At 61.0% G+C, this 19561-nt stretch carries 18 protein-coding genes and 1 pseudogene; 6 read left to right on the top strand and 13 right to left on the bottom strand.

Annotation, left to right across the window (positions count from 1 at the left end):
- The 4 genes and pseudogenes from DXT77_RS00275 to DXT77_RS00260 all read right to left on the bottom strand — a co-directional run.
- Positions 1–65: pseudogene (locus tag DXT77_RS00275) on the bottom strand (type VI secretion system tube protein Hcp); the annotation flags it as partial.
- Positions 66–384: 319 nt separating this feature from the next.
- A complete protein-coding gene (locus DXT77_RS00270) occupies positions 385–1764 on the bottom strand; it encodes a VOC family protein (RefSeq protein ID WP_119426153.1) in 1380 nt (459 codons plus the stop codon).
- A gap of 111 nt (positions 1765–1875) precedes the next feature.
- Positions 1876–2814, bottom strand: a complete 939-nt coding sequence (locus tag DXT77_RS00265; protein ID WP_119426152.1) for an alpha/beta fold hydrolase — start codon at positions 2812–2814, stop codon at positions 1876–1878.
- Positions 2815–2830: 16 nt separating this feature from the next.
- Positions 2831–4285 carry an NAD(P)/FAD-dependent oxidoreductase gene (locus DXT77_RS00260; RefSeq protein WP_119426151.1) on the bottom strand — a complete coding sequence of 485 codons (1455 nt, stop codon included), beginning with the start codon at positions 4283–4285 and terminating at the stop codon, positions 2831–2833.
- Between the two features lie 184 nt (positions 4286–4469).
- Between DXT77_RS00260 and DXT77_RS00255 the strand changes: the two genes are divergently transcribed.
- Positions 4470–5543 (top strand): diguanylate cyclase, encoded by a 1074-nt coding sequence (locus tag DXT77_RS00255; protein WP_119426150.1) that lies wholly within the window; start codon positions 4470–4472, stop codon positions 5541–5543.
- A gap of 84 nt (positions 5544–5627) precedes the next feature.
- Positions 5628–6863 carry a M20/M25/M40 family metallo-hydrolase gene (locus tag DXT77_RS00250; RefSeq protein ID WP_119426149.1) on the top strand — a complete coding sequence of 412 codons (1236 nt, stop codon included), beginning with the start codon at positions 5628–5630 and terminating at the stop codon, positions 6861–6863.
- An 88-nt stretch (positions 6864–6951) separates the two neighbouring features.
- Here DXT77_RS00250 and DXT77_RS00245 read toward each other — a convergent pair whose 3' ends face one another.
- The 8 genes from DXT77_RS00245 to DXT77_RS00210 all read right to left on the bottom strand — a co-directional run bounded on the left by DXT77_RS00245 (position 6952) and on the right by DXT77_RS00210 (position 15209).
- Positions 6952–7821, bottom strand: coding sequence for an oxaloacetate decarboxylase (locus DXT77_RS00245; RefSeq protein ID WP_085708719.1), 870 nt, complete (start codon positions 7819–7821; stop codon positions 6952–6954).
- Positions 7822–7981: 160 nt separating this feature from the next.
- Positions 7982–9016 carry an arginine N-succinyltransferase gene (gene astA, locus DXT77_RS00240; protein WP_085708718.1) on the bottom strand — a complete coding sequence of 345 codons (1035 nt, stop codon included), beginning with the start codon at positions 9014–9016 and terminating at the stop codon, positions 7982–7984.
- 55 nt (positions 9017–9071) lie between these two features.
- Positions 9072–10088, bottom strand: a complete 1017-nt coding sequence (locus DXT77_RS00235) for an arginine N-succinyltransferase (protein WP_119426148.1) — start codon at positions 10086–10088, stop codon at positions 9072–9074.
- A gap of 118 nt (positions 10089–10206) precedes the next feature.
- On the bottom strand, positions 10207–11556 hold the full coding sequence (locus DXT77_RS00230) for an APC family permease (RefSeq protein WP_119426147.1): 1350 nt from the start codon (positions 11554–11556) through the stop codon (positions 10207–10209).
- Between the two features lie 87 nt (positions 11557–11643).
- Positions 11644–12396, bottom strand: coding sequence for an N-formylglutamate amidohydrolase (locus DXT77_RS00225; protein ID WP_119426146.1), 753 nt, complete (start codon positions 12394–12396; stop codon positions 11644–11646).
- Complete coding sequence (locus DXT77_RS00220) at positions 12380–13711, bottom strand: glutamine synthetase (protein WP_119426145.1); 1332 nt, start codon at positions 13709–13711, stop codon at positions 12380–12382. Before DXT77_RS00220 ends, DXT77_RS00225 begins: the two co-directional genes overlap by 17 nt.
- Entirely contained in the window at positions 13708–14352 is a 645-nt protein-coding gene (locus DXT77_RS00215; protein WP_119426144.1) for an isochorismatase family cysteine hydrolase, read from the bottom strand. The genes DXT77_RS00220 and DXT77_RS00215 overlap by 4 nt, the downstream gene beginning before the upstream one ends.
- 2 nt (positions 14353–14354) lie before the next feature.
- Positions 14355–15209, bottom strand: coding sequence for a MurR/RpiR family transcriptional regulator (locus DXT77_RS00210; protein ID WP_085708712.1), 855 nt, complete (start codon positions 15207–15209; stop codon positions 14355–14357).
- Between the two features lie 319 nt (positions 15210–15528).
- Here DXT77_RS00210 and DXT77_RS00205 point away from each other — a divergent pair, with 319 nt between their 5' ends.
- Together DXT77_RS00205 and cobF are read left to right on the top strand one after the other, a co-directional pair.
- On the top strand, positions 15529–16101 hold the full coding sequence (locus tag DXT77_RS00205; protein ID WP_119426143.1) for a histidine phosphatase family protein: 573 nt from the start codon (positions 15529–15531) through the stop codon (positions 16099–16101).
- A complete protein-coding gene (gene cobF, locus DXT77_RS00200) occupies positions 16098–16853 on the top strand; it encodes a precorrin-6A synthase (deacetylating) (protein WP_119426142.1) in 756 nt (251 codons plus the stop codon). The genes DXT77_RS00205 and cobF overlap by 4 nt, the downstream gene beginning before the upstream one ends.
- A 106-nt stretch (positions 16854–16959) precedes the next feature.
- Here the strand turns inward: cobF and ftrA are convergent, their stop codons facing one another.
- On the bottom strand, positions 16960–17934 hold the full coding sequence (gene ftrA / locus DXT77_RS00195) for a transcriptional regulator FtrA (protein ID WP_119426141.1): 975 nt from the start codon (positions 17932–17934) through the stop codon (positions 16960–16962).
- A 102-nt stretch (positions 17935–18036) separates the two neighbouring features.
- Here ftrA and DXT77_RS00190 point away from each other — a divergent pair, with 102 nt between their 5' ends.
- Together DXT77_RS00190 and DXT77_RS00185 are read left to right on the top strand one after the other, a co-directional pair.
- Positions 18037–18471, top strand: a complete 435-nt coding sequence (locus DXT77_RS00190) for a rhodanese-like domain-containing protein (RefSeq protein ID WP_119426140.1) — start codon at positions 18037–18039, stop codon at positions 18469–18471.
- 255 nt (positions 18472–18726) lie between these two features.
- Positions 18727–19506 carry an ABC transporter substrate-binding protein gene (locus DXT77_RS00185; RefSeq protein ID WP_007956251.1) on the top strand — a complete coding sequence of 260 codons (780 nt, stop codon included), beginning with the start codon at positions 18727–18729 and terminating at the stop codon, positions 19504–19506.
- The last annotated feature ends 55 nt before the right edge of the window (positions 19507–19561 follow it).

Here is a 19561-nt window from a genome sequence, read left to right as displayed (position 1 = left end):
AAGGCGCCGGCAGTGATCAGGCCTTGTTTTTCGCCGGTAACCGACATGTACGCTGGTGTTGCCATGGGAGGTGCTCCTTGCGGATAAAGTTAGGGTGCCCGGGAGGCGAAATCGCCCGGTGGGTGCCTGACTGTTATCAAAGAGCGTGCCAGTTTTTCAGAAGCCTTGTAGATCAAGGGCCTGGTGCAGAGGGAGCTGTTTTCTGGGCGAAAAAACCTGCATTTCAGGCAAAAAGTGCGCAAGAAGTTGCGCAGTACTGCGCAACTTCTTGCGCACTTGGCTGCAGCCCTTGATGTGCAAGGGCTGCAGCGATTCTGATGGGGTTTTTATTATGGGGAACTGCGCAACTTCTTGCGCAGTATGGCCAAGCGCCGCTTCGTCGCGTTATCGGGCAAGCGCCTTCAAACATTCCTCGATCGAACGCCGTTGAGTCTCGGCATACAAGCCCAGTTCATCGATGGTCGAACGTCCCAGGGACAGTTCGAATGACTGCCGGTTGGAGTGCTCGCCATAGTGCGTCTGCGCGGCGTCCCCCAGGTTCGACTGAAAAATCCCCGCCGCACTCACCGGCAGGAAATCTTCGTACACCAGCGGTTCGGCTTTCACATAGCCGTCGCGCAACAAAGCTTGCAGCGAAACCTCAGCGGGACGACCCGCCGCAAGCCCTTTGTCTGTCAGGAAATAACGGAAGTAGGCCAATTCCTGCTCGCGCATGCCTTCGAGGCTGTCAGGAAATTCGCTGAAGTGCTGGGTCATCAGCGCGTTGTAGCGTGAGGCGTTGCCTTCGTTGGGGAAATCGCCCAATTCATCTCGCGCCGCATTCAGCAGACGGTCGTACAACGCCCGGCCCTTGGGTGTCAGCGCTGCACCTCGTTGTTCGATCTCGCCGAAGCGAGCGCTGTGGCTGCCGCGGGTTTGCGTCTGGTCGGTGAAGGCGATCGGCTCGTCCAGTGCCTTGAAACTGGTCTGGCGCAGGAGGATCGGATGCTGCCGGCGCGGCGGCCCTTCGATCACCGCTTTGGGCGTGATGCCATGCAGCGGCATCTGCGCCTGAACAATGTCGATGTCCAGCGTACGCGGTGTCAGGTGGTTGATGTGCGGGCCTTTGAACGCAACCACATCGGCAATCAGACGATGCTGGGCGCTAAGGGTCTGGTATTGCGCGGCGGTGACGGTGGCGCTGTGGTGCCAGCGAAAAGTCTCCAACGCTTGCAGGACAAATTCCCCGGCTTCGGACTCAGTCAGTCCACCAACGGCTTCAGCCTGTTCAATCAGGCGCAATGCCTCTGACGTAAAGATCGAACGCTGATCCAGCACTGATTGGGCGAAGGCCCGCAACTCGGGATCTTCAATCAATTCCAGTCGCAACAACGAAGTGAACACCCGGAACGGGCTGACCTGCAGCGCATCTTCATGCACTGCTCGAAACGCCGTGGAATGCACCGGCACCCCGGCGGGGGTCAGGTCGTAATAACCCACGGGCTGCATGCCCATCACCGCAAACAGGCGGGCGAGGGTGGCCAGTTCGGCGGCGGTGCCGACGCGGATTGCGCCGTGGCGCTCCATGTCCAGCCGTTCGATTTCGCCGGTGCTGTGCAGTTGGCGGGCGATCTGCGGCTCGCGGGCCAGCACTTCACGGTTGGTCTGCTCCACCAGTTCCATCAGTGCACCGTACAGCGGCACTTCTTCGCGGTACATGTCGGACATCGCTTTGGAGAAGCGTTGGCGGATCAGGTCGGGACTGACGAACGGCTGCACGGTCATGAAAAAAATTCCTGGCACGGTCACGTAAAGGATGGGGGAAAAGATCGCAGCCTTCGCCGACGCGGGCAAACGAAGAATCCTACGAACTTCATTCTGCCAACGACTGACCGGTTACCTCTCCACGCGTGAGTTTTCCCCCAGAAACTCCCGATACAAACGCGCCGTGTTCGACGGCTGCTCGACCATCGGCATGTGCCCGACGCCATCCCACACATCGACCCGCAGATTGGCGATGCCCTTGCTCCACACCGGCACACTGCTGACATCGATCAACCGGTCCTTGCGACCCCAGAGCAACAGCGCCGGACATTTGATGTCCGGCAACTTCGGTTCCATCGGCGGACTTGCGCGAAAATCCCGGAAGATCTCTTCCAGTTCGTCCCGTTGTTGCTCGTAGCGCTGGGCAATCGCGTCGAGCACCAGACCGGGCACCCACGGCGGCGAGGCCATGGTCATCGCATAGAAGTGTCGGAATTCTTCCCGGGAGTTGATCAGGAACGGATTGTGCCCACGAGCGAGGTGACGCTCCATGTCGCTGGCCTCGGGCGCGGTGACGCCGGCCGGGTCGATCAGCGCTACCGAAGCGATGCGATCCGGGTAGGTCGCCGCCAGCCACGCGGCGATGTAACCGCCCATGGAGTTGCCGATCACGTGGACTTTTTCGACGCCGCAGACGTCGAGCAGCTGGATCATGCGTTTGGCCTGAACCGGAATGTCGTAGCCTCCACCGGCCTTGAAGCCGGTTTCGCCGTGACCGGCCAGGTCCGGGATAATTACCCGGTACTGCCCGACAAAGTGCCGGGCGAAGCGCAGCCACAGGTTCTTTTCGGCGCTGTAGCCGTGCAGCATCAGAATGCTGCTCGACGCTTCATACGGCCCGCCTTGCCAGGTCGACACCGTCATTTCGGCGATCGGCACTTCAATCTTGTGCAGCCGATACAGCCTGGCCTCCAAAGCTGCGCTCAGGTCGTAGAGCCAGTGACCGACCGCCGGGTAGCTCAACCAGCTCCAGGCCACGAAAACTGCGAGGGCGACAAACAGCAAAAGCATCGTGGGTCTTCCTTGTTCAAGACAGAATGTGGTCGGTCGGTTTCAGCACCCGGGTCAAGCGGTGGTAGCTGAAACTGAAGCCGGGGAACATCGCGATCACATGACCGCTCCTGCTTTGGTACCAACTGTGGCAGCCGCCGGTTTTCCAGACCGTGCGTTCCATTTCCCGATGAATCATCTGAGTGTAGGTACGTTCTGCTTCGGGGCGAACTTCGATGCTGCGCAGACCTTTGGCCTGTACGGTGCGGATGCAGTCGAGGATGTAGTTCATCTGCGATTCGATGATGAACAGCGCCGAGGTATGCCCGATGCCGGTGTTCGGCCCGGTGACGATAAACAAGTTGGGAAAGTCCGGCAGACTGGTACCGAGGTAGGCTCGTGGGTATTGCGCCCAGACATCGCGCAGTTTTACGCCGTTTTTCCCGCTGACCGGGTAGGAAATCACGCCATCGGTGGCGTCGTAACCGGTCGACCAGACAATCAGATCGACGTCGATGTGCTGGCCATCCGTGGTGAGGATGCCGGTTTCATCGAGGCCGGCGATACCTTGTTCGCGGCTGTGCAGCGAAACGTTGGGCCGGGTCAGCGCCGGGTAATAAGTGTTGGAGAGCAATACCCGTTTGCAGCCGATGGTGAAGTCCGGCGTCAGTTTTCGCTGCAGTTCAGGATCGGTCACCTGGCGTTTGAGAAACTTCAGCGCCTGGTTCTGCACCATGTGAATCGCCGGTTTCGAATATTTGAAGGCGATGATCCGGGTTTCGAACTGCCAGTAGATCAGCCAGCGCAACAGCTTCCAGGCCGGTTTCAGCCCCAGCAGCCAGCGCTGGAAGCGTCCGAACTTTCGGTCGGGGCGCGGCAGCACCCAATGGGGGGTGCGCTGAAAGACGTGCAAGTGCGCGACATCCGGTGCAATTGTCGGGATCACCTGCACCGCACTGGCACCGCTGCCGACGATCGCCACGCGTTTACCGCGATAGTCGTAGCTGTGATCCCAATTGTTTGTATGAAAGGTCTTGCCTTGAAAGCGATCCCGACCGGGGAAGGGCGGCACGACCGGTTGACTCAGCGGTCCGGTGGCATTGATCACGAACTGCGCGTAATAGGTGCCCTTGGCGCCGGTGTGTACGGCCCAGCGTTTTTCGTTTTCATCCCATTCGATGCGCTCGACATTGGCTTGCAGCTCCACCCGCTCGCGCAGGCCGAAACGCTCGATGACGTGTTCGGTGTAGCGATGCAATTCGGCTTGCCCGGCGAACATCTGCGTCCACGGGTAGGACGCGAACGACAATGAATACAGGGGTGACGGCACGTCCACCGCCGCGCCGGGGTAGGTGTTCTGGCACCAGGTGCCGCCGAAAAAGTCCCGCCGCTCCAGCAAACGAAAATCGTCGATGCCGGCCTTGAGCAAATTGACCGCCGCGCACTGGCCGCCAAACCCGCTGCCGATGATCAACACTTGATAGGTCTGCATGGGCCTCCTTCTTAGAGTCTTTTTTCCATTTTCCACCTTTCATGTATAGCCAATCATTTGCCTGCCGTGTGCCGGAAATGGCGGGCCGCGGGGGGGAGACTGCCGGCCGCTGGCCGGTGATGGCTATTTAACGTTGCCCTGTTAGACTCCGAGCACATCCTTTTGCGGTGTACTCGAGGCCCTTATGGGAAGAACGGGAGGAAAAGGACTTTCACTGGCCAGGAGGCTTTACACATCGCGAACCCTGGGGCTGGTCCTGGGGCTTTTGTGCGTGAGCGTCGCGATGTATCCGCTCGATCCCCCGGCCTGGGTCTGGGCGCTGATGGTGTTCAACGGCCTGGTCTGGCCACATCTGGCGTATCAGTGGGCGCGACGTTCGAGAGTCCCTTATCACGCCGAACACCGCAATTTGCTGATCGATGCCTTCCTTGGCGGCCTCTGGGTCGCGGCCATGCAATTCAATCCGCTCCCCAGTGCCACGACCATTTCGATGATGGCGATGAATAACGTTGCCATCGGCGGTCTGCGCTTTCTGTTGGCAGGGTCGGCGGCGCAGTTGCTTGGCGTCTGTGTCGGGCTGGTGGTGTTCGCCCCTGCCTTCATCCCTTCGACCACACCGGCGCAGATGTATGCCTGCTTGCCGTTATTGATGCTGTACCCGTTGGCGCTGGGCTGGATCTGCTTTCGTCAGGCCTACACCCTGGGGGTGCAGAAACGTGAATTGCTGGCCCTGAGCCGTACCGACAGCCTCACCGGTCTGCTCAATCACGGCGCCTGGAAGGATCAACTGGAAATCGAATTCCTGCGCTGCAAAGGCCAGCAAAAAGGCGCGGCGATTGCGCTGATCGACATCGACCACTTCAAGGCGATCAACGACACCTACGGCCATGTGGCCGGCGATATCGTCCTGCGTCAGCTGAGCAAGATGCTCAAGCAGAACCTGCGCATGGCGGACGTGGCCGGGCGCTACGGCGGCGACGAGTTCTGCGTGATCCTGCCGGACTTGCCGCTGTTCAATGCGGCGCAGGCGATGGAAGCCTTGCGTGAGCGTTTTTCCTTTCTGGTGTACGAGCAGAACCCGGCGCTGAAAGTCAGCCTGAGCATCGGCCTGGCCGCACTCGATCCGGCTCACGGCGATGCGACGCGCTGGCTCAATGACGCCGACCAGGCGCTGTACGAAGCCAAGGCGACCGGGCGCAACCGAGTGATCTGTTGCAATGACGATCCGCCACGGCGCGAGGTGTTGGGTTCGGTTTGAACGGATGGGGTGTCGCATCCGGGATAGAGCCTTGGGGCGATGTCAGGTACGGTTCAGTACCCGACACGAAACAAGGATTGATTCATGACGTTCAAATTCCCTCGTTCCCTGCTGGCCGCCGGTCTCGGCCTGACCCTCTCTTTCGCAGCCGCTGACGCCTTCGCCGAACCGCACAAACAAGTGCTGGCCGACGCCGAGCAATACAAACCCGAAGCCCTGAAATTGCTGGAGCGCCTGGTCAATATCGACTCCGGTTCCGGCGATGAAAAAGGCCTCAAACAAGTCAGCGAAATCGCTATTGATGAGCTGAAAAAGCTTGGCGCGACTATTGAACTGGTGCCCAACACCCCGGAAAAAACCAATCACGTGCTCGCCACGCTCAAAGGCACCGGCAAGGCGAAAATCCTCCTGATGGCGCACATGGACACGGTGTTCAAGGAAGGTTCCGCCGCCGAGCGTCCGTTCCACATCAAGGACGGCCGCGCCTATGGGCCGGGGGTGATGGACGACAAGGGCGGGATCGTCGCCGGCATCTACGCGCTGAAAATTCTGAAGAACCTCGACTTCAAGGACTACGCACAAATCACTTTCCTGCTCGATGCCAGCGAAGAAACCGGCTCGGACGTCGCCATCGACCTGATCAAGAAAACTGCCAAACTTCACGACGTGACGCTCAACCTCGAACCGGGCCGTCCGGCGGATGGTCTGGTGGTGTGGCGCAAGGGCAGTGCCACCGCGCTGGTCGAGGTCAAGGGCAAGGCCGCTCACGCCGGCGTCGCGCCGGAACTGGGGCGCAACGCGGCGATGGAAGCGGCACACCAGATCCTGCAACTGGGCAAGCTCGGCGACGAAGCCAAGAAAACCACCATCAACTTCACCGTGCTCAAGGCGGGCGACCGCACCAACGTGATCCCGGATCAGGCCACGGCCAAGGCTGACGTGCGGGCGGCGGTGCCGGAAGAGTTCGACCGGATCGAGAAGGATCTGGCGCGGGTGTCGCAGGACAAATTGATCCCCGATACTGAAGTGAAGACCTCACTGCAACGCGGTTTGCCGCCGATGCCGCAGACGGCGGAGTCGGATCGTTTGATGGCGATGGCCAAGGGGATTTACGGTGAGATTGGCCGCAAGCTGACTGAAGAAGGTAGTGGCGGGGCGGCGGATGCCAGTTTGTCGGCCGGGGTAGGGACGCCGACGCTGGATGGGTTCGGGATTGTTGGCGGCAATATTCATACGCCGGAGGAATATGCCGAGGTGGAGAGTGTGGCGCCGCGGATTTATCTGTTGTCACGGATGATTATGGAGTTGGCGAAGCAGTAACGGCAGCTAGCGGTTTCGCGGCGGGCGCCATGCGAGTGGACTCGTAATGGCGTCGGGCCGCGCTGCCTCTTTGTCGCGTGGTGCAGGGTTACTCTTTGACGCTCATGTATTCCTTGGCCCAGAGGATGTATTCCTCAGGCTGGGTGTAGGTGTGGGTCAGTTCGGTGGCGCTCAGGTCCGAGGCCTGGGTGAAGATCTGGCGCTGTTCGCGCAGGCTGTCGTAAGTCGCCTTGATCGCCGCGAAATAAGCACCGTGGCCGTCGATGGTCACGCGCACACCCAGTTCGGCCAGGCGTTTGTCGTCGCGCAGTGCCGGGTTGCCGTAGGTCACCAGCATCAGCGGGACGGTCAGGTGTTCGGCGATCTGCTCGAGCTGATCGAAGTCCTGGATGCCGACCATGCAGATACCGTCAGCGCCTGCAGCCTGGTAATGCTTGGTGCGGCTGATGATTTCCTGGTTCGGCAGGATGCCGGCGTTGGTCCTGGCGATGATCGCCATTTCCGAGTCGACCCGGGCTTCCAGTGCCGCGCGGATCTTGCCGACGCCTTCGGCGACAGTGATCAGGTCGGTGGATTTGCGGCCGAACTGGGCCGGCAGCAGGGTGTCCTCGATGGTCAGCGCGGCGACGCCGGCGCGTTCCAGTTCGACGATGGTGCGCATCACGTTGAGCGCGTTGCCGTAGCCGTGGTCGGCGTCGGCGATCACCGGCAACTGGGCGACGCGGCCGATACGGGTGGCCTGCTCGGCGAATTCACTGAGGGTGATCAGGGCAAAGTCCGGCGCACCCAGCACCTGCAACGAGGCGACCGAACCGCCGAGAATCCCTACTTCAAAACCCAGGTCAGCGGCGATGCGGGCGGACATCGGATCGAACACCGAGGCGGTGTGATAGCAGGTGTCGGAAGCCAGCAGCTGACGGAAGTTACGGCGCAAATCTTGATGAGAAAGCCTGGTCATACGAGTTCCACCAATACAAAGGAATGGAAAGGCTTGAGCAAAGGTGTCAACGCCGAAGGTGAAAAGGCTATCACGCCAATGGGTCAAGGATCATGACGAATTAACGAGGAAGTTAACCAGGAAAAACCTGTTCAGGCTTTCTTGCTGCAGGCAGAGGCGCTCAGGCCGCCACTGCCTGCTGCTGTTGATTGGGCAGCGGCACAGCCCGTACCGAGTTGCCCGGCTGCAATTGCAGGCGTTTGGCGGTGAGACGGTCGATCACCAGACTGCTGCCGACCCGACGGCCCGCAGCGACGGTGATGCGGCAGTTTTCCAGACGGCGGTTGTGGATCAGCCACAACGGCGCCTGTTCGTCCGGCGTGCCGATGCTCAGGGTCAGTTCCAGGCTGTCGCGCACGGTACGGATACTGCGGATCGGCGCCTCGATCACCGGGCCACCGTCAAAGATGTCGATATAGCCTTTGTGGGCGAAACCCTCGGACTGAAGGATCTTCAGCGCCGGTTCGGTGTTGGGATGAGCCTGGCCGATCACGGCCTGGGCCTGTTCGGTGAGCAGGCAGGTGTACAGCGGCTGGCGTGGCATCAGTTCGGCGATGAACGCCTTGTTGCCCAGCCCGGACAGGTGGTCGGCGTGACTGAAGTCCATCTGGAAGAAGTGCCGGCCCAGACTGTCCCAGAACGGCGAGCAGCCTTGTTCATCTGCACTGCCACGCAGTTCGGCGATCATTTTCTCGCCGAACAGGTGCGGGAATTCGGCGACAAACAGCAAACGCCCCAATGACAGCAGACGTCCATTGCTGCCGTGGCGTTGGTCGTGGCGCAGGAACAGCGAGCACAGTTCCGATTGGCCGGTCAGTTCATTATTGAGGAACAGGGTCGGAATCTGCCGCTGGATGCCCAGATCCGGTGCCGAACTGACGGTCAGCCCGACCCGGTAGTTGTACCAGGGCTCGCGCAGGCCGACGGCGCCGGCAAGGGCGCTGACGCCGACCACTCGTTGTTCGTCGTCTTCAAGCACGAACAGATAATCGGCATCGGCCCGCTCGACCTGCTCGGCGAACGCCCGTTGCGCCCAACGTACCCGGTGGGCCAGGCGATCTTCGTTGGCGGGCAGGGTGGTGAACCCCGGCCCGGCCTGTTGCACTAGCGTCATCAATGCTGGCAGGTCACTGACTTGGACCGGACGGACAATCATGCTGCAACTCCTTTTGCGCGCCTGCTCGGGCACCGTCGTTGGGTGAGGGCGCGATTCACAGGGCAACCACCCGGATCGTGTCGCCAGCGCCGACATTCAGCGCTGCGCATATCGCCGGCGTAAGTGCCAGGGGCTGACCGGGCTGGTAATCCAGCTCGGCGACCACCGCCCGAAAGCCATGCAGTGCATCGTTGCTCACCAGATAGCGACCGCGGGCGTCGATCAGAGGTTCCTCTTGAACCGTTGCGATCTGGCTCTGCACGATCGAGCGGATGTTGGCGGTGCGCGCATACAAGGTCGGGCCGGCATCGAACAGGTCGATGTAGCTGTTGGTTTCAAAGCCTTCGCGCTCGAGGATGTCGAACGCTTCCTGACCGTCCGGGTGGATGCGGCCGATGCACTCCTGCGCCGCCAGCGGCAGCATTGGCACGTAGATCGGGTATTGCGGCATCAGTTCGGCGAGAAACGTACGGCTCTGCAAGCCGCACAGGCGCTCGGCCTCGACGTAGGGCAGGTCGAAGAAATGTTTGCCCAGTGCATCCCAGAAAGGTGAGTGCCCCTGTTCATCGCTGTAGCCGACGATTTCGGTGATGACCGCTTCGGCAAATCGTTGCGCGTGAGCTGCGATGAACAGCAGGCGCGCCCGTGACAGCAACTCGGAAAACGGCGTGCGCACCAGCGCTGCGTCGATGTGAAATCCGCGCAGCAGCGTGTGGCCGCTAAGGTCGTGACACAGCGACAGTGCCGGAACGCCGTGTTCGATGTTCAGTTCCCGCGAAGCACTGGTGAAATGGCGATTGCGCAGGCTGTAGAACGGTTCGTTGAATCCGGCAGTGGCGAGAATTTCCGAGCAGCCGACGAGGCGACGGCTTTCCAGGTCTTCCAGCACGAAAAAGTAATTCTCCGGGCCCTGGGCCGCAGCATCCGTGTCGAACGAGGCGCAGGACGCGGCGATTTTTTCGCCCAGGTGCTGGCTGTCATCCGGCAGGGACGTGACGCCCACCAGGCTGTCGCGAGCCAGTCGTTGCAATTGAGGCAGGTCGTTTGGCTCGACTGGACGTAAGACCAGCATGGATGCACTCCTGTATCAAAAGGTTCGGCCCATTCGCCGAACCTGACTATCACTGTCGGTTTCCACGCGTTAAAGCGGCGGTCGCCTGATTTGTTGTCAGACGCCGCTCTTTTTCTTGTCAGCCATTGCTCGGGTCAGGCAGCGCGGTACTGGCGCCGAGCTTGTTCAGGAAGAACAGGTACACCAGACCCAGGGCGATCCAGATCAGGCCGAGTTTCTGGGCATCGACGCCCATGTTGTACATGATGGCCGCGACGATGCCGAAGCCGATCACCGGGCAGATCAGGTGACGGATCACCTGGCTGGACTTCTGCCGGCGCCAGTAGTAATTGATCACGGTCAGGTGCAGCAGCATGAAGCCGCTCAGGGCGCCGAAGTTGACCAGCGAGGTCAGGGTGTCGACCGAGTTGATGAACAGGTAGCAGATCACCAGCGACAGCACGGCCACCAGATAAATGCTCAGGTACGGCGTGTTGTGTTTCGGATGGACCTTGGCCAGCACTTTCGGCAGCTTGCCATCGCGGGCCATGCCGAACAGCAGGCGCGAGACCGCCGCTTGCGAAGTGATCGCCACCGCCACGCCCCAGGCCAGAGCCGTGGCCACGCCGGTCAGGGTCGCGAGCCAGCTGCCGGCGGCGATTTCGGCGATTTCATAGAACGCAGTGTCGGCGGACTTGAAGCCCATGCCGGCGGCCAGATCGGTGGCGATCCAGGTCTGTACGACGAAGATCGCGCCCATCACCACCAGGGTGATCAGCGCCGCTTTGCCGACGCTGCGGCCCGGATCGCCCTTGATCTCTTCGGCAAGCGTGGAGATCGCATCGAAGCCGAGGAACGACAGCACCGCAATCGACACGGCTTGCATCAGCAGGGCGAAATTGAAGGTTTCCGGGTGATACAGCGGCGCCAGGGTCAACTGGCCGTTGCCGCCACCGTTGTGCAGGGCGTTCCAGGCGTAGAACAGGAAAATCCCCAGTACAACGAGCTGCGCCAGCAGGAACAGGATGTTCATGCGGGCGGTGAAAGTAATACCGCGCAGGTTGACGAAGGTCGCGCTGACGAGGAATGCCAGGATGAAGCCGACTTTCGGGATGTCCGGGTACAAATGGTTGAGCGCCATCGCCGCATAGACGTAAAGCAGCGGCGGAATCAGCAGGTAGTCGAGCAGCATCAGCCAGCCGGCGAGGAAGCCGACGTGTTGATTCAGGCCCCGTTGAGCGTAGGAATAAACCGAGCCGGCAATCGGAAAGGCCCGGGCCATGCTGCCGTAGCTCAGCGCGGTGAAAACCATTGCCACCATGCCGATGATGTACGCCAAGGGCACCATCCCCGGTGCCTCGGCGTTGACGTAGCCATACACGCCGAAGGGGGCGATGGGGATCATGAAGATCATCCCGTACACCACCAGGTCGGTCAGTGTCAGGCTACGTTTCAACTCCTGTTTGTAGCCGAACTCTTCTATTTCCATGAAGCGCAACTCCTTGTCAGCCAATCGTTCGTTTTAGTTGTTATGTCGGTCCGTCGTTTACAGCGTCAGCAGCGTTTACAGCAATGTTCAAAGCAGTGGAGCCAGATAGTTTGCCCAGCGGGTCACCGCTTCCGGGCTGCGCAGCAGGTCGTTGCGCACCTCGATCAATACCGATTCGAGGCCTCGGGCATCGCCGTGCACCGGCACGGTCATGTCGCCCAGTGGGTCGATTTTGTACGGCTGGTTGCCGACGACTTTCAGCGGATGCTGACCGAGACCGTCGAGCAGACGCTGGGCGTATGCCTTGGCCTGACCGAACAGCACGCCGGCTTCCAGCTCACGCGGCTGGCCGTAATAGATCGGGGTGAAACTGTGAATCCCCACCACCCGCACCGGCCGGCCTTCGGCCAGACGCTCGTCGATCAGTTGTTGCAGCCGTGTGTGAAACGGCTTGAACAGGCACTGGCGACGGTATTCGCGGGTGGCCTCATCGAGCTCGCGATTGCCCGGCACCTGATAGATCTCGCTCTGCGCCGGAATGCTGTCCGGGGCGTGGCGGGGCCGGTTGAGGTCGATCAACAGTCGCGAATAATTGGCGCTCAGCAGTGTGGCGCCGATCTTTTCCGAGAGTTGCTCGGCCAATTCCAGCGCACCGATGTCCCAGGCGATGTGTTCACGCGCAGCCGTGTCATCCAGGCCCAGATTGTTGAGGGCATCGGGGATGTAGCGGCTGGCGTGTTCGCACACCAGAATCAGCGGGTGCGTCGAATCTTCACGGATCAGGTTGTAGACCGGTCGGGTGTACAACCCAAGCTCGGCGGATTCAGTACAGGCGTGCATAGTGCTCACACAGGTCAGCGGGCGAGAGCTGTTCCGTCAGCGCCAGTTCCTCGGTTTTAAGGGCGAAATACGTGTCGAGCAACGGTGCCGGCAGCGCTGCCATCAGCGCTTCGCTGCGACGCAGGCAATCCAGTGCCTGAGCCAGTGAGGCAGGCAGGGCAACGATGCCCCGCGCCTCGCGTTGTTCGTCGTTGAGTGCATCGGGGATTTCATCGGTGATCGCGTTCAGCGCCAGACGCTGTTCGATGCCCAGGCGTCCGGCGATCAGCAGCGCGGCCATCGCCAGGTGCGGTGAGGCGGTGGCGTCCATGGCGCGGAATTCCAGGTTGTACTGCTTCGCCACGGGTTTGTTGCCCAGGCTTACGGTCGGGCAGATGCGCAGCGCCGCTTCGCGGTTCTGCTGGCCCAGGCAAGCGTAGGACGCGCTCCAGTGGTGCGGCTGCAAACGCTCGTACGACACCGGCGTCGGTGCAGTGAACGCACACAGCGCGGGCAGGTAATGCAGCACGCCCGCCGCCCAGTGCTGGCCGAGGGTCGACAAGCCATTGCTGGTGCCGGCGTCGTAGAGCATCGGTTGGCCGACCAGATCCAGCAGACTGACGTGCAGATGCACGCCGTTACACACCGCATCGGCGGCGGTCTTCGGCGCAAAGCTCAGATCCAGGCCCATCTGCCGGGCGATTTCGCGGGTGATCTCGCGCACGTTTACGGCGCGATCTGCCGCCGCCACGCCGAGGGTCGGTCGGCAGGTGATTTCGTATTGATGCTTGCCGTATTCGGGCAGGAACATTTCCGGCTCGACACCTCCGGCGCGCAAGGCGCTGAGCAGCCAGCCACCGAATTCCGCGCCCTGGCGCTGGGATTCGAGAGAGAACGCCAGGTGTTCGGCAAATCCGGCGTGCAGGTTGAATTCGTGTTCGAACGCGGCGTTGACCTGCAACCCGAGCTGATCGCGATAACGCTCGATTTCATCGCTCAGCAGTGTGCGCGGGCAGGCGCCCCAGGGGCGGCCGTCGGTCTCGCGGATGTCGCCGTGGATGAAGTCCAGCGCCGGGGCAGCGGCGTCCGGGCCGTTGCCCACCATGACGCGGCTGGCCAGATCGGGAATCAGCCGCAGATCGCCATAAGCGCCCCACGGGTTGGTCGAGGCGATGATGTCCTGTGGCGTCAACGCACTGTTGGCCGGCACCCAGCCGCAACCGGCGGCTTGATAGTGTTCCAGTTCATCGCTGGGAAACGAGCGGCCACGGGTGATACCGATCAGGTCGGTGGTGACGATGGTGGTCATCGGCAACGGCGACAGGCGTTCGCTCATGGCTGCATCTCCCGCAGACGACCGAGGACGGTGTCGGTGTCGGTGATCCAGCAATAGCCCTTGATCGCGTTCAGGCAGGCGTCGTGGCGTGCCTCGGTGTAGGTCGCGCAGGCGTCCGCCACCAGAGTCACCAGATAGCCACGGTCGGCGGCGTCGCGCACGGCCATGTCCACGCACTGGTCGGTGACGATGCCGGCGATGATCAGATGACGGGTTTCAAGGTTGCGCAGCACGTAGTCGATATTGGTCGAGTTGAAGACCCCGGAGGAGGTTTTGGGTAGCACGATTTCGTTTTCTGCCGGGGTCAGTTCGGCGATGACCTGTGCCTGCGGGCTGCCCTTGGGCAGGTGCATGTCCGACAGTTTGTGATCCAGCGAACGGTCGCGGCCGTCGGCGGTCAGGCTTTCGATCAGGGTGTGCAGCACGTTCTGCCGTGCCTCGCGGAAGGCGTTGAGCAGACGGACCTGATTGGGCACCACTTGCGAGCGTGTGCGATTGAGGAAGTACGCAGCGTCCGGGCCTTCGAGGTGCGGGTCGAACTGCGGTTCGAGCCAGGCACGCTGCATGTCCACCAGCAACAGCGCGGTGTGGTCGGTGACAAACGGCAGGTCCCGCGGCGAGCGGTGGGGAAGGCTGAACATCCTTATTTATCCTCCAGCAAGTGGGTGTCGAAGTCGTTGCGCAGGGCATCGATGCCTTCCAGGCGATCGGCCAGATCCGGGCTGCGCAGGGTCAGGCAAGCGATCAGCGCTTCGACCTGGGCCAGCGCCGGGACCATGGTGTCGAACGGCGAAGCCGATTCCACCGGGGCGCTGATGATCATGTCCGCCAGTTCGCGCAGCGGCGAGGCGTAGATGTCGGTGAACAGCACGACGCGAGCATTGTTGTTCTTCGCTGCAGTGGCCACGCGCAGGGCCTGGGTCTGGTAGCGGCGATAGTCGAACACCAGCACCACGTCCTGGCGTTGCAGGTCGAACAGGCGATCCGGCAGTTGCGCGTTGTCCTCCAGTGCGAAACAACCGGGGCGCAGCAGACGCAAATGATTGAGCAGGTAAGTCGCCATCAGACTGCTGAAACGCCCGCCGAAGCAGTAGACCTGATGGCGCGTATCAAGCAGCCATTGCGCGAGAATCCGCACGTCTTCGGGTTGGGTCAGGGCCTGGGTTTCCGCCAGCAGATTGTGGCTGTGGGCCAGATAGTGGCTCCAGGCATCGTCCTGATTCAGGTTCGAACGGGGTTGCAACAGCGTGCGCGGCGAGCTCAGGCGATGGTCCATGTCGCTGAGCAGGGCGTCCTGGAATTCGGCGTAACCGCCAAAACCGAGTTTTTTTACCAGACGCACGATGGTCGGATCGCTGACGCCGGCGTGTTCGGCCAGCCGCGCCATGGGCCCGAGGCCGTTGCGCGGGTACTGATCGAGCAAGGCCCGGACGACTTTGCGCTCTGACGGCGTAAGGTCCAGGCCGGGATCAGTAATCAGGTCTCTGAGAGGGGGCATCCGGGCTCCTGCTGGATGGGTGTGTTGAATTCGCTTCACAATCCGTTAAAACAGTATTTATGTAACTGACGTTACATGTCTAGTGAATTTTCCGCGGCGTCCGTGAAGCCCCAAAATGGGGCGAGATGCCCGTGTAGCAAGGGCTACACGTCTGTCGATCGTTCGTGTAGTCCATCGCCCATACCCGTGTCAGACATTGCCGCTATTTTGAGGGTGGTCAATTGAATGGTGTTGCCCTGAGCCCTCCGGTTTACGGCACAATTGCCGTCCTGTCGGCACTTCGCCGGGTGTTTTTTACCTTCTGACCGAGTGACTCATTGTGCAAGCCACCCGTTTGACCTTGATTTGCCACGCCAGAACCTTCTCACAAAAATTGGCGCGTTTTCCTACGAACGAAGCTGTTGAAGAAAGCGCTGTAGTGTCTGACTCGTTGGCCGCTCGGTTCGAGATGTCACGCCGTTTGATTTGTGGCCCGGAATTGCGCACGCGTCAGACGGCTCAATGGTTCGGTGATGACGCTCAGGTTGATGAGGCCTTGCGCGATTGCGACTGGGGGCGTTGGCACGGGCAGTCGATCAAGGACCTGCAGCGCAATGAGCCCGAAGCGCTGCAAGCCTGGCTGGAAGATCCCGGCGCCGTGCCCCACGGCGGGGAATCGGTGGCGCAACTCGGTGAGCGAGTGGCCGCATGGCTGGCAACCCTGCAAACCACGCCGGGTCATGTCGTGGCCGTCACGCACCCGTTCATCATTCGTGCAGCGTTGATGCAGGTTCTGCAGGGCCAGGCCTTCCACAGCATCGATGTCGAGCCGTTGGCGGTGGTCGAGTTGAGTTTTTTCGGGCGCTGGCGGCTACGCTTGCCCGGAATCGATTTTGAAGGAAACCGCACATGAAGCGATTGCTGGTCATCGGCATTGGCGCTGGCAACCCCGACTACATCACGATGCAGGCGGTGAAGGGGCTCAATCAGGTGGACGTGTTTTTCCTGATGGACAAAGGCCAGAGCAAAGACAAGTTGATCGACCTGCGGCGAGAAATCTGCGAGCGCTACATCACTGATCGTACCTACCGTTTCGCCGAAGCCCAGAGCCCGGAGCGCGAGCGCGGCGATGTGGACTACAGCACCAGTGTCGATGATCTGAACCGCGCCAGGCAGCAAACCTTCGAACGCCTGATCAATGACGAATTGGCTGACGGGCAGTGCGGCGGTTTTCTGGTGTGGGGCGATCCGGCGCTGTACGACAGCACTATTCGCATCCTCCAGGCGATTCTGGCTTCGGGGCGATGTGCGTTTGAATTCGAAGTCATTCCGGGGATTACCAGCGTTCAAGCTTTGGCGGCGCAGCACAAAGTGCCGTTGAACACCATCGGCCGCTCGATTGAAATCACCACCGGCCGGCGCCTGGCGGCGGGGCAGGTGAGTGATACCGACAGCCTGGTGGTGATGCTCGACGCGGAAGATTCCTACCATCGGGTGGCAGATCAGGAGACAGTGATTTACTGGGGTGCCTACCTCGGCACGCCGGATGAGATCTTGATCAGCGGCAAGCTCAGTGATGTCGCCGATGAAATCGAGCGGGTGCGCAAGGCTGCCCGCGCAAGGCATGGCTGGATCATGGACACTTATCTGTTGCGCAAGCCCTGAGTCACATGTTGCCTGAAGTGACCCTATCGCGAGCAGGCTCGCTCCCACGGGGAAGGTGATTCACTGTGGGAGCGAGCCTGCTCGCGATGGCGTCTGCCAGCTCGCCTCAAGATTCGATCTTGACCTCACGACCAAAGCGCTCGCGATACACCGATGGTGGCACCCCGACCACGCTGCGAAACGCCACGCGAAAGCTTTCCACCGAGCGATAACCGCAGCGCTGGGCGATCTGCTCGGTGTTCTGCGGTGTGCTTTCCAGCAACTCCCGGGCCCGGGCCAGGCGTTCGTGTTGCAGCCAGGCCTTGGGTGACTGGCCGCTGGCTTCGGTAAATTTGCGCAGGAAGGTGCGTTCGCTCATCGCCGCTTCGCTGGCCAGGTCGCGCACTTCCAGTGGTTCGTGCAGGCGCTCGCGGGCCCACTGCATGACGCGCGACAAGTCGCTGCGCGGGGTCGGGCTGACCGGTGTCGGAATGAATTGCGCCTGACCACCGGTGCGCTGCGGCGACATCACCAGCCGTCGTGCCACCGAGTTGGCCACCTGAGTGCCGAAGTCCCGCGCCACCAGATGCAGGCAGGCGTCTATCCCCGCCGCGCTGCCAGCCGAAGTGATCAACTGACCGGAATCGACGTAAAGCACGTCCGGGTCGACATCGATGGCCGGGAAGCGCTCGGCCAGCTCCGAGGTGTAGCGCCAGTGCGTGGTGGCGCCATGCCCGTCGAGCAGCCCGCTGGCGGCCAAAACAAAGACCCCCGAGCAGATCGACAGCAACCGGGCGCCGCGCGAGTGTGCATCACGCAATGCCGTGAGCAATGCCTCGGGCACCGGCGCATTTCGGTCGCGCCAACCGGGAATGATGATGGTGCGCGCCTGCGCCAGCAGCTCCAGACCGCCGTCGGCCAGCACCTGAATCCCGCCCATGGCGCGCATCGGACCTTGATCGACGGCGGCGATACAGTGTTCGTACCACGGGAATTCGAACTCCGGCCGGGCGAGGCCGAAGATCTCCACGGCGATGCCGAACTCGAAGGTACAGAGGCCGTCGTAGGCCAGAATCGCGACCAGTCCAGGTGAATCAGGCATTTGGCGGAAAGTTCCCGGTGAGTGTCTTGTGCGCCACTGTAGCGGCAAGCGGCGGCTCGATAAAGTCTATTCATCCCTTCACAGACGTAGGAGCAACACAACATGCCCAGCCTGGTTCGCGAAATTCCTGCCGCCCCTTCGGCCATTGCCCTGATGCACTTCAGCAACCGTCTGACCTTTGAAACCGATTGTTCCGACGTCTTCAATAGCCAGGAGGCCGGCGAGGTCGATTTCGTGCTGGTGGACGTGCGCGGACCGCTGGCCTTCGAGCGCGGCCATGTGCCAGGGGCAATAAACATTCCCGGGCGTTTGCTGACGGCGGACGGGCTGGTGGACTACTCGAAAAACACCCTTTTCGTGGTGTATTGCGCGGGGCCTCACTGCAACGGCGCCAACAAGGCTGCGGTGAAGCTGGCGGCGCTGGGTTATCCGGTCAAGGAAATGATCGGCGGTGTGACCGGCTGGCTCGATGAAGGCTTCGAATTGAGTGTTGCGGCACCGCAAGCCGCGCCCCACCCGATTGCCTGCGATTGCTGATAATCAGAGAGTTGCCGCCCTCGGCGGCATCTTTCAATGGCTTTGTCCTACAAGGTTTGCACCGCTCTGGCGCACACTTTTCCTACATGATGGCACTCGCCGATTTTCTGTAAGTATTTGTCGCTTAAACACAATTTGCCCCGTGCGCGCCGCCATAGACTGCCGGCCACTTCGGTTTCTTTGCGCTCCATAGCCCAAGGCCGAACCTGACAATCGAAAGCTGCCAATAAAAGCCTCCGCACACGGGAGTAATAAATGAAAAAGCTGGTTATGTTCGGTGCCCTGGCACTGTCGATGTTGTCCCTGACCGCCGTGGCCGAAGACGCCAAGCCGATCCGTATCGGTATCGAAGCCGGTTACCCGCCATTCTCGATGAAAACCCCTGACGGCAAACTGGCCGGTTTCGATGTGGACATCGGCGATGCGCTGTGTGAGCAGATGAAAGTCAAATGCACCTGGGTCGAGCAGGAATTCGACGGTCTGATCCCGGCGCTGAAAGTGAAGAAGATCGACGCGATCCTGTCCTCGATGACCATCACTGACGACCGCAAGAAAAACGTCGATTTCACCATCAAGTACTACCACACCCCGGCGCGCTTCGTGATGAAGGCAGGCTCCGGCGTGAAAGACCCGCTGGTCGAACTCAAAGGCAAGAAAGTCGGCGTGCTGCGTGCCAGTACCCACGACCGTTACGCCACCGAAGTGCTGGTGCCGGCCGGGATCGAACTGGTGCGTTACGGCTCGCAGCAGGAAGCCAACCTGGACATGGTCTCCGGTCGTATCGACGCGATGCTGGCCGACTCGGTCAACCTGAGCGACGGCTTCCTGAAAACCGACGCCGGCAAAGGCTTCGAATTCGTTGGCCCGACCTACGAAGACGCCAAATACTTCGGCGGTGGCGCCGGTATTGCCGTGCGTAAAGGCGATACCGAGCTGGCAGAGAAATTCAACACTGCCATCAACGAAATCCGCGCCAACGGAAAGTACAAGCAAGTGCAGGACAAGTACTTCGACTTTGACGTGTACGGCCATTAATACGCCGTAGAAAAAGTGGCCCCGTTGACGCGGTGGCCACTTTTTTTTCGCCTGT

Source organism: Pseudomonas sp. 91RF (genome assembly GCF_003576265.1).
Lineage (GTDB): Bacteria > Pseudomonadota > Gammaproteobacteria > Pseudomonadales > Pseudomonadaceae > Aquipseudomonas > Aquipseudomonas kribbensis.
Note: the sequence above shows the minus strand (reverse complement) of the source record. Positions and strands in the feature narration are given on the sequence as shown.

Excerpts from the sequence above, each read along its gene's own strand:
- DXT77_RS00270 (WP_119426153.1), bottom strand. The coding sequence starts at position 1,764 with ATGACCGTGCAGCCGTTCGTCAGTCCCGACCTGATCCGCCAACGCTTC.
- DXT77_RS00265 (WP_119426152.1), bottom strand. The coding sequence starts at position 2,814 with ATGCTTTTGCTGTTTGTCGCCCTCGCAGTTTTCGTGGCCTGGAGCTGG.
- DXT77_RS00260 (WP_119426151.1), bottom strand. The coding sequence starts at position 4,285 with ATGCAGACCTATCAAGTGTTGATCATCGGCAGCGGGTTTGGCGGCCAG.
- DXT77_RS00255 (WP_119426150.1), top strand. The coding sequence starts at position 4,470 with ATGGGAAGAACGGGAGGAAAAGGACTTTCACTGGCCAGGAGGCTTTAC.
- DXT77_RS00250 (WP_119426149.1), top strand. The coding sequence starts at position 5,628 with ATGACGTTCAAATTCCCTCGTTCCCTGCTGGCCGCCGGTCTCGGCCTG.
- DXT77_RS00245 (WP_085708719.1), bottom strand. The coding sequence starts at position 7,821 with ATGACCAGGCTTTCTCATCAAGATTTGCGCCGTAACTTCCGTCAGCTG.
- astA (WP_085708718.1), bottom strand. The coding sequence starts at position 9,016 with ATGATTGTCCGTCCGGTCCAAGTCAGTGACCTGCCAGCATTGATGACG.
- DXT77_RS00235 (WP_119426148.1), bottom strand. The coding sequence starts at position 10,088 with ATGCTGGTCTTACGTCCAGTCGAGCCAAACGACCTGCCTCAATTGCAA.
- DXT77_RS00230 (WP_119426147.1), bottom strand. The coding sequence starts at position 11,556 with ATGGAAATAGAAGAGTTCGGCTACAAACAGGAGTTGAAACGTAGCCTG.
- DXT77_RS00225 (WP_119426146.1), bottom strand. The coding sequence starts at position 12,396 with ATGCACGCCTGTACTGAATCCGCCGAGCTTGGGTTGTACACCCGACCG.
- DXT77_RS00220 (WP_119426145.1), bottom strand. The coding sequence starts at position 13,711 with ATGAGCGAACGCCTGTCGCCGTTGCCGATGACCACCATCGTCACCACC.
- DXT77_RS00215 (WP_119426144.1), bottom strand. The coding sequence starts at position 14,352 with ATGTTCAGCCTTCCCCACCGCTCGCCGCGGGACCTGCCGTTTGTCACC.
- DXT77_RS00210 (WP_085708712.1), bottom strand. The coding sequence starts at position 15,209 with ATGCCCCCTCTCAGAGACCTGATTACTGATCCCGGCCTGGACCTTACG.
- cobF (WP_119426142.1), top strand. The coding sequence starts at position 16,098 with ATGAAGCGATTGCTGGTCATCGGCATTGGCGCTGGCAACCCCGACTAC.
- ftrA (WP_119426141.1), bottom strand. The coding sequence starts at position 17,934 with ATGCCTGATTCACCTGGACTGGTCGCGATTCTGGCCTACGACGGCCTC.
- DXT77_RS00190 (WP_119426140.1), top strand. The coding sequence starts at position 18,037 with ATGCCCAGCCTGGTTCGCGAAATTCCTGCCGCCCCTTCGGCCATTGCC.
- DXT77_RS00185 (WP_007956251.1), top strand. The coding sequence starts at position 18,727 with ATGAAAAAGCTGGTTATGTTCGGTGCCCTGGCACTGTCGATGTTGTCC.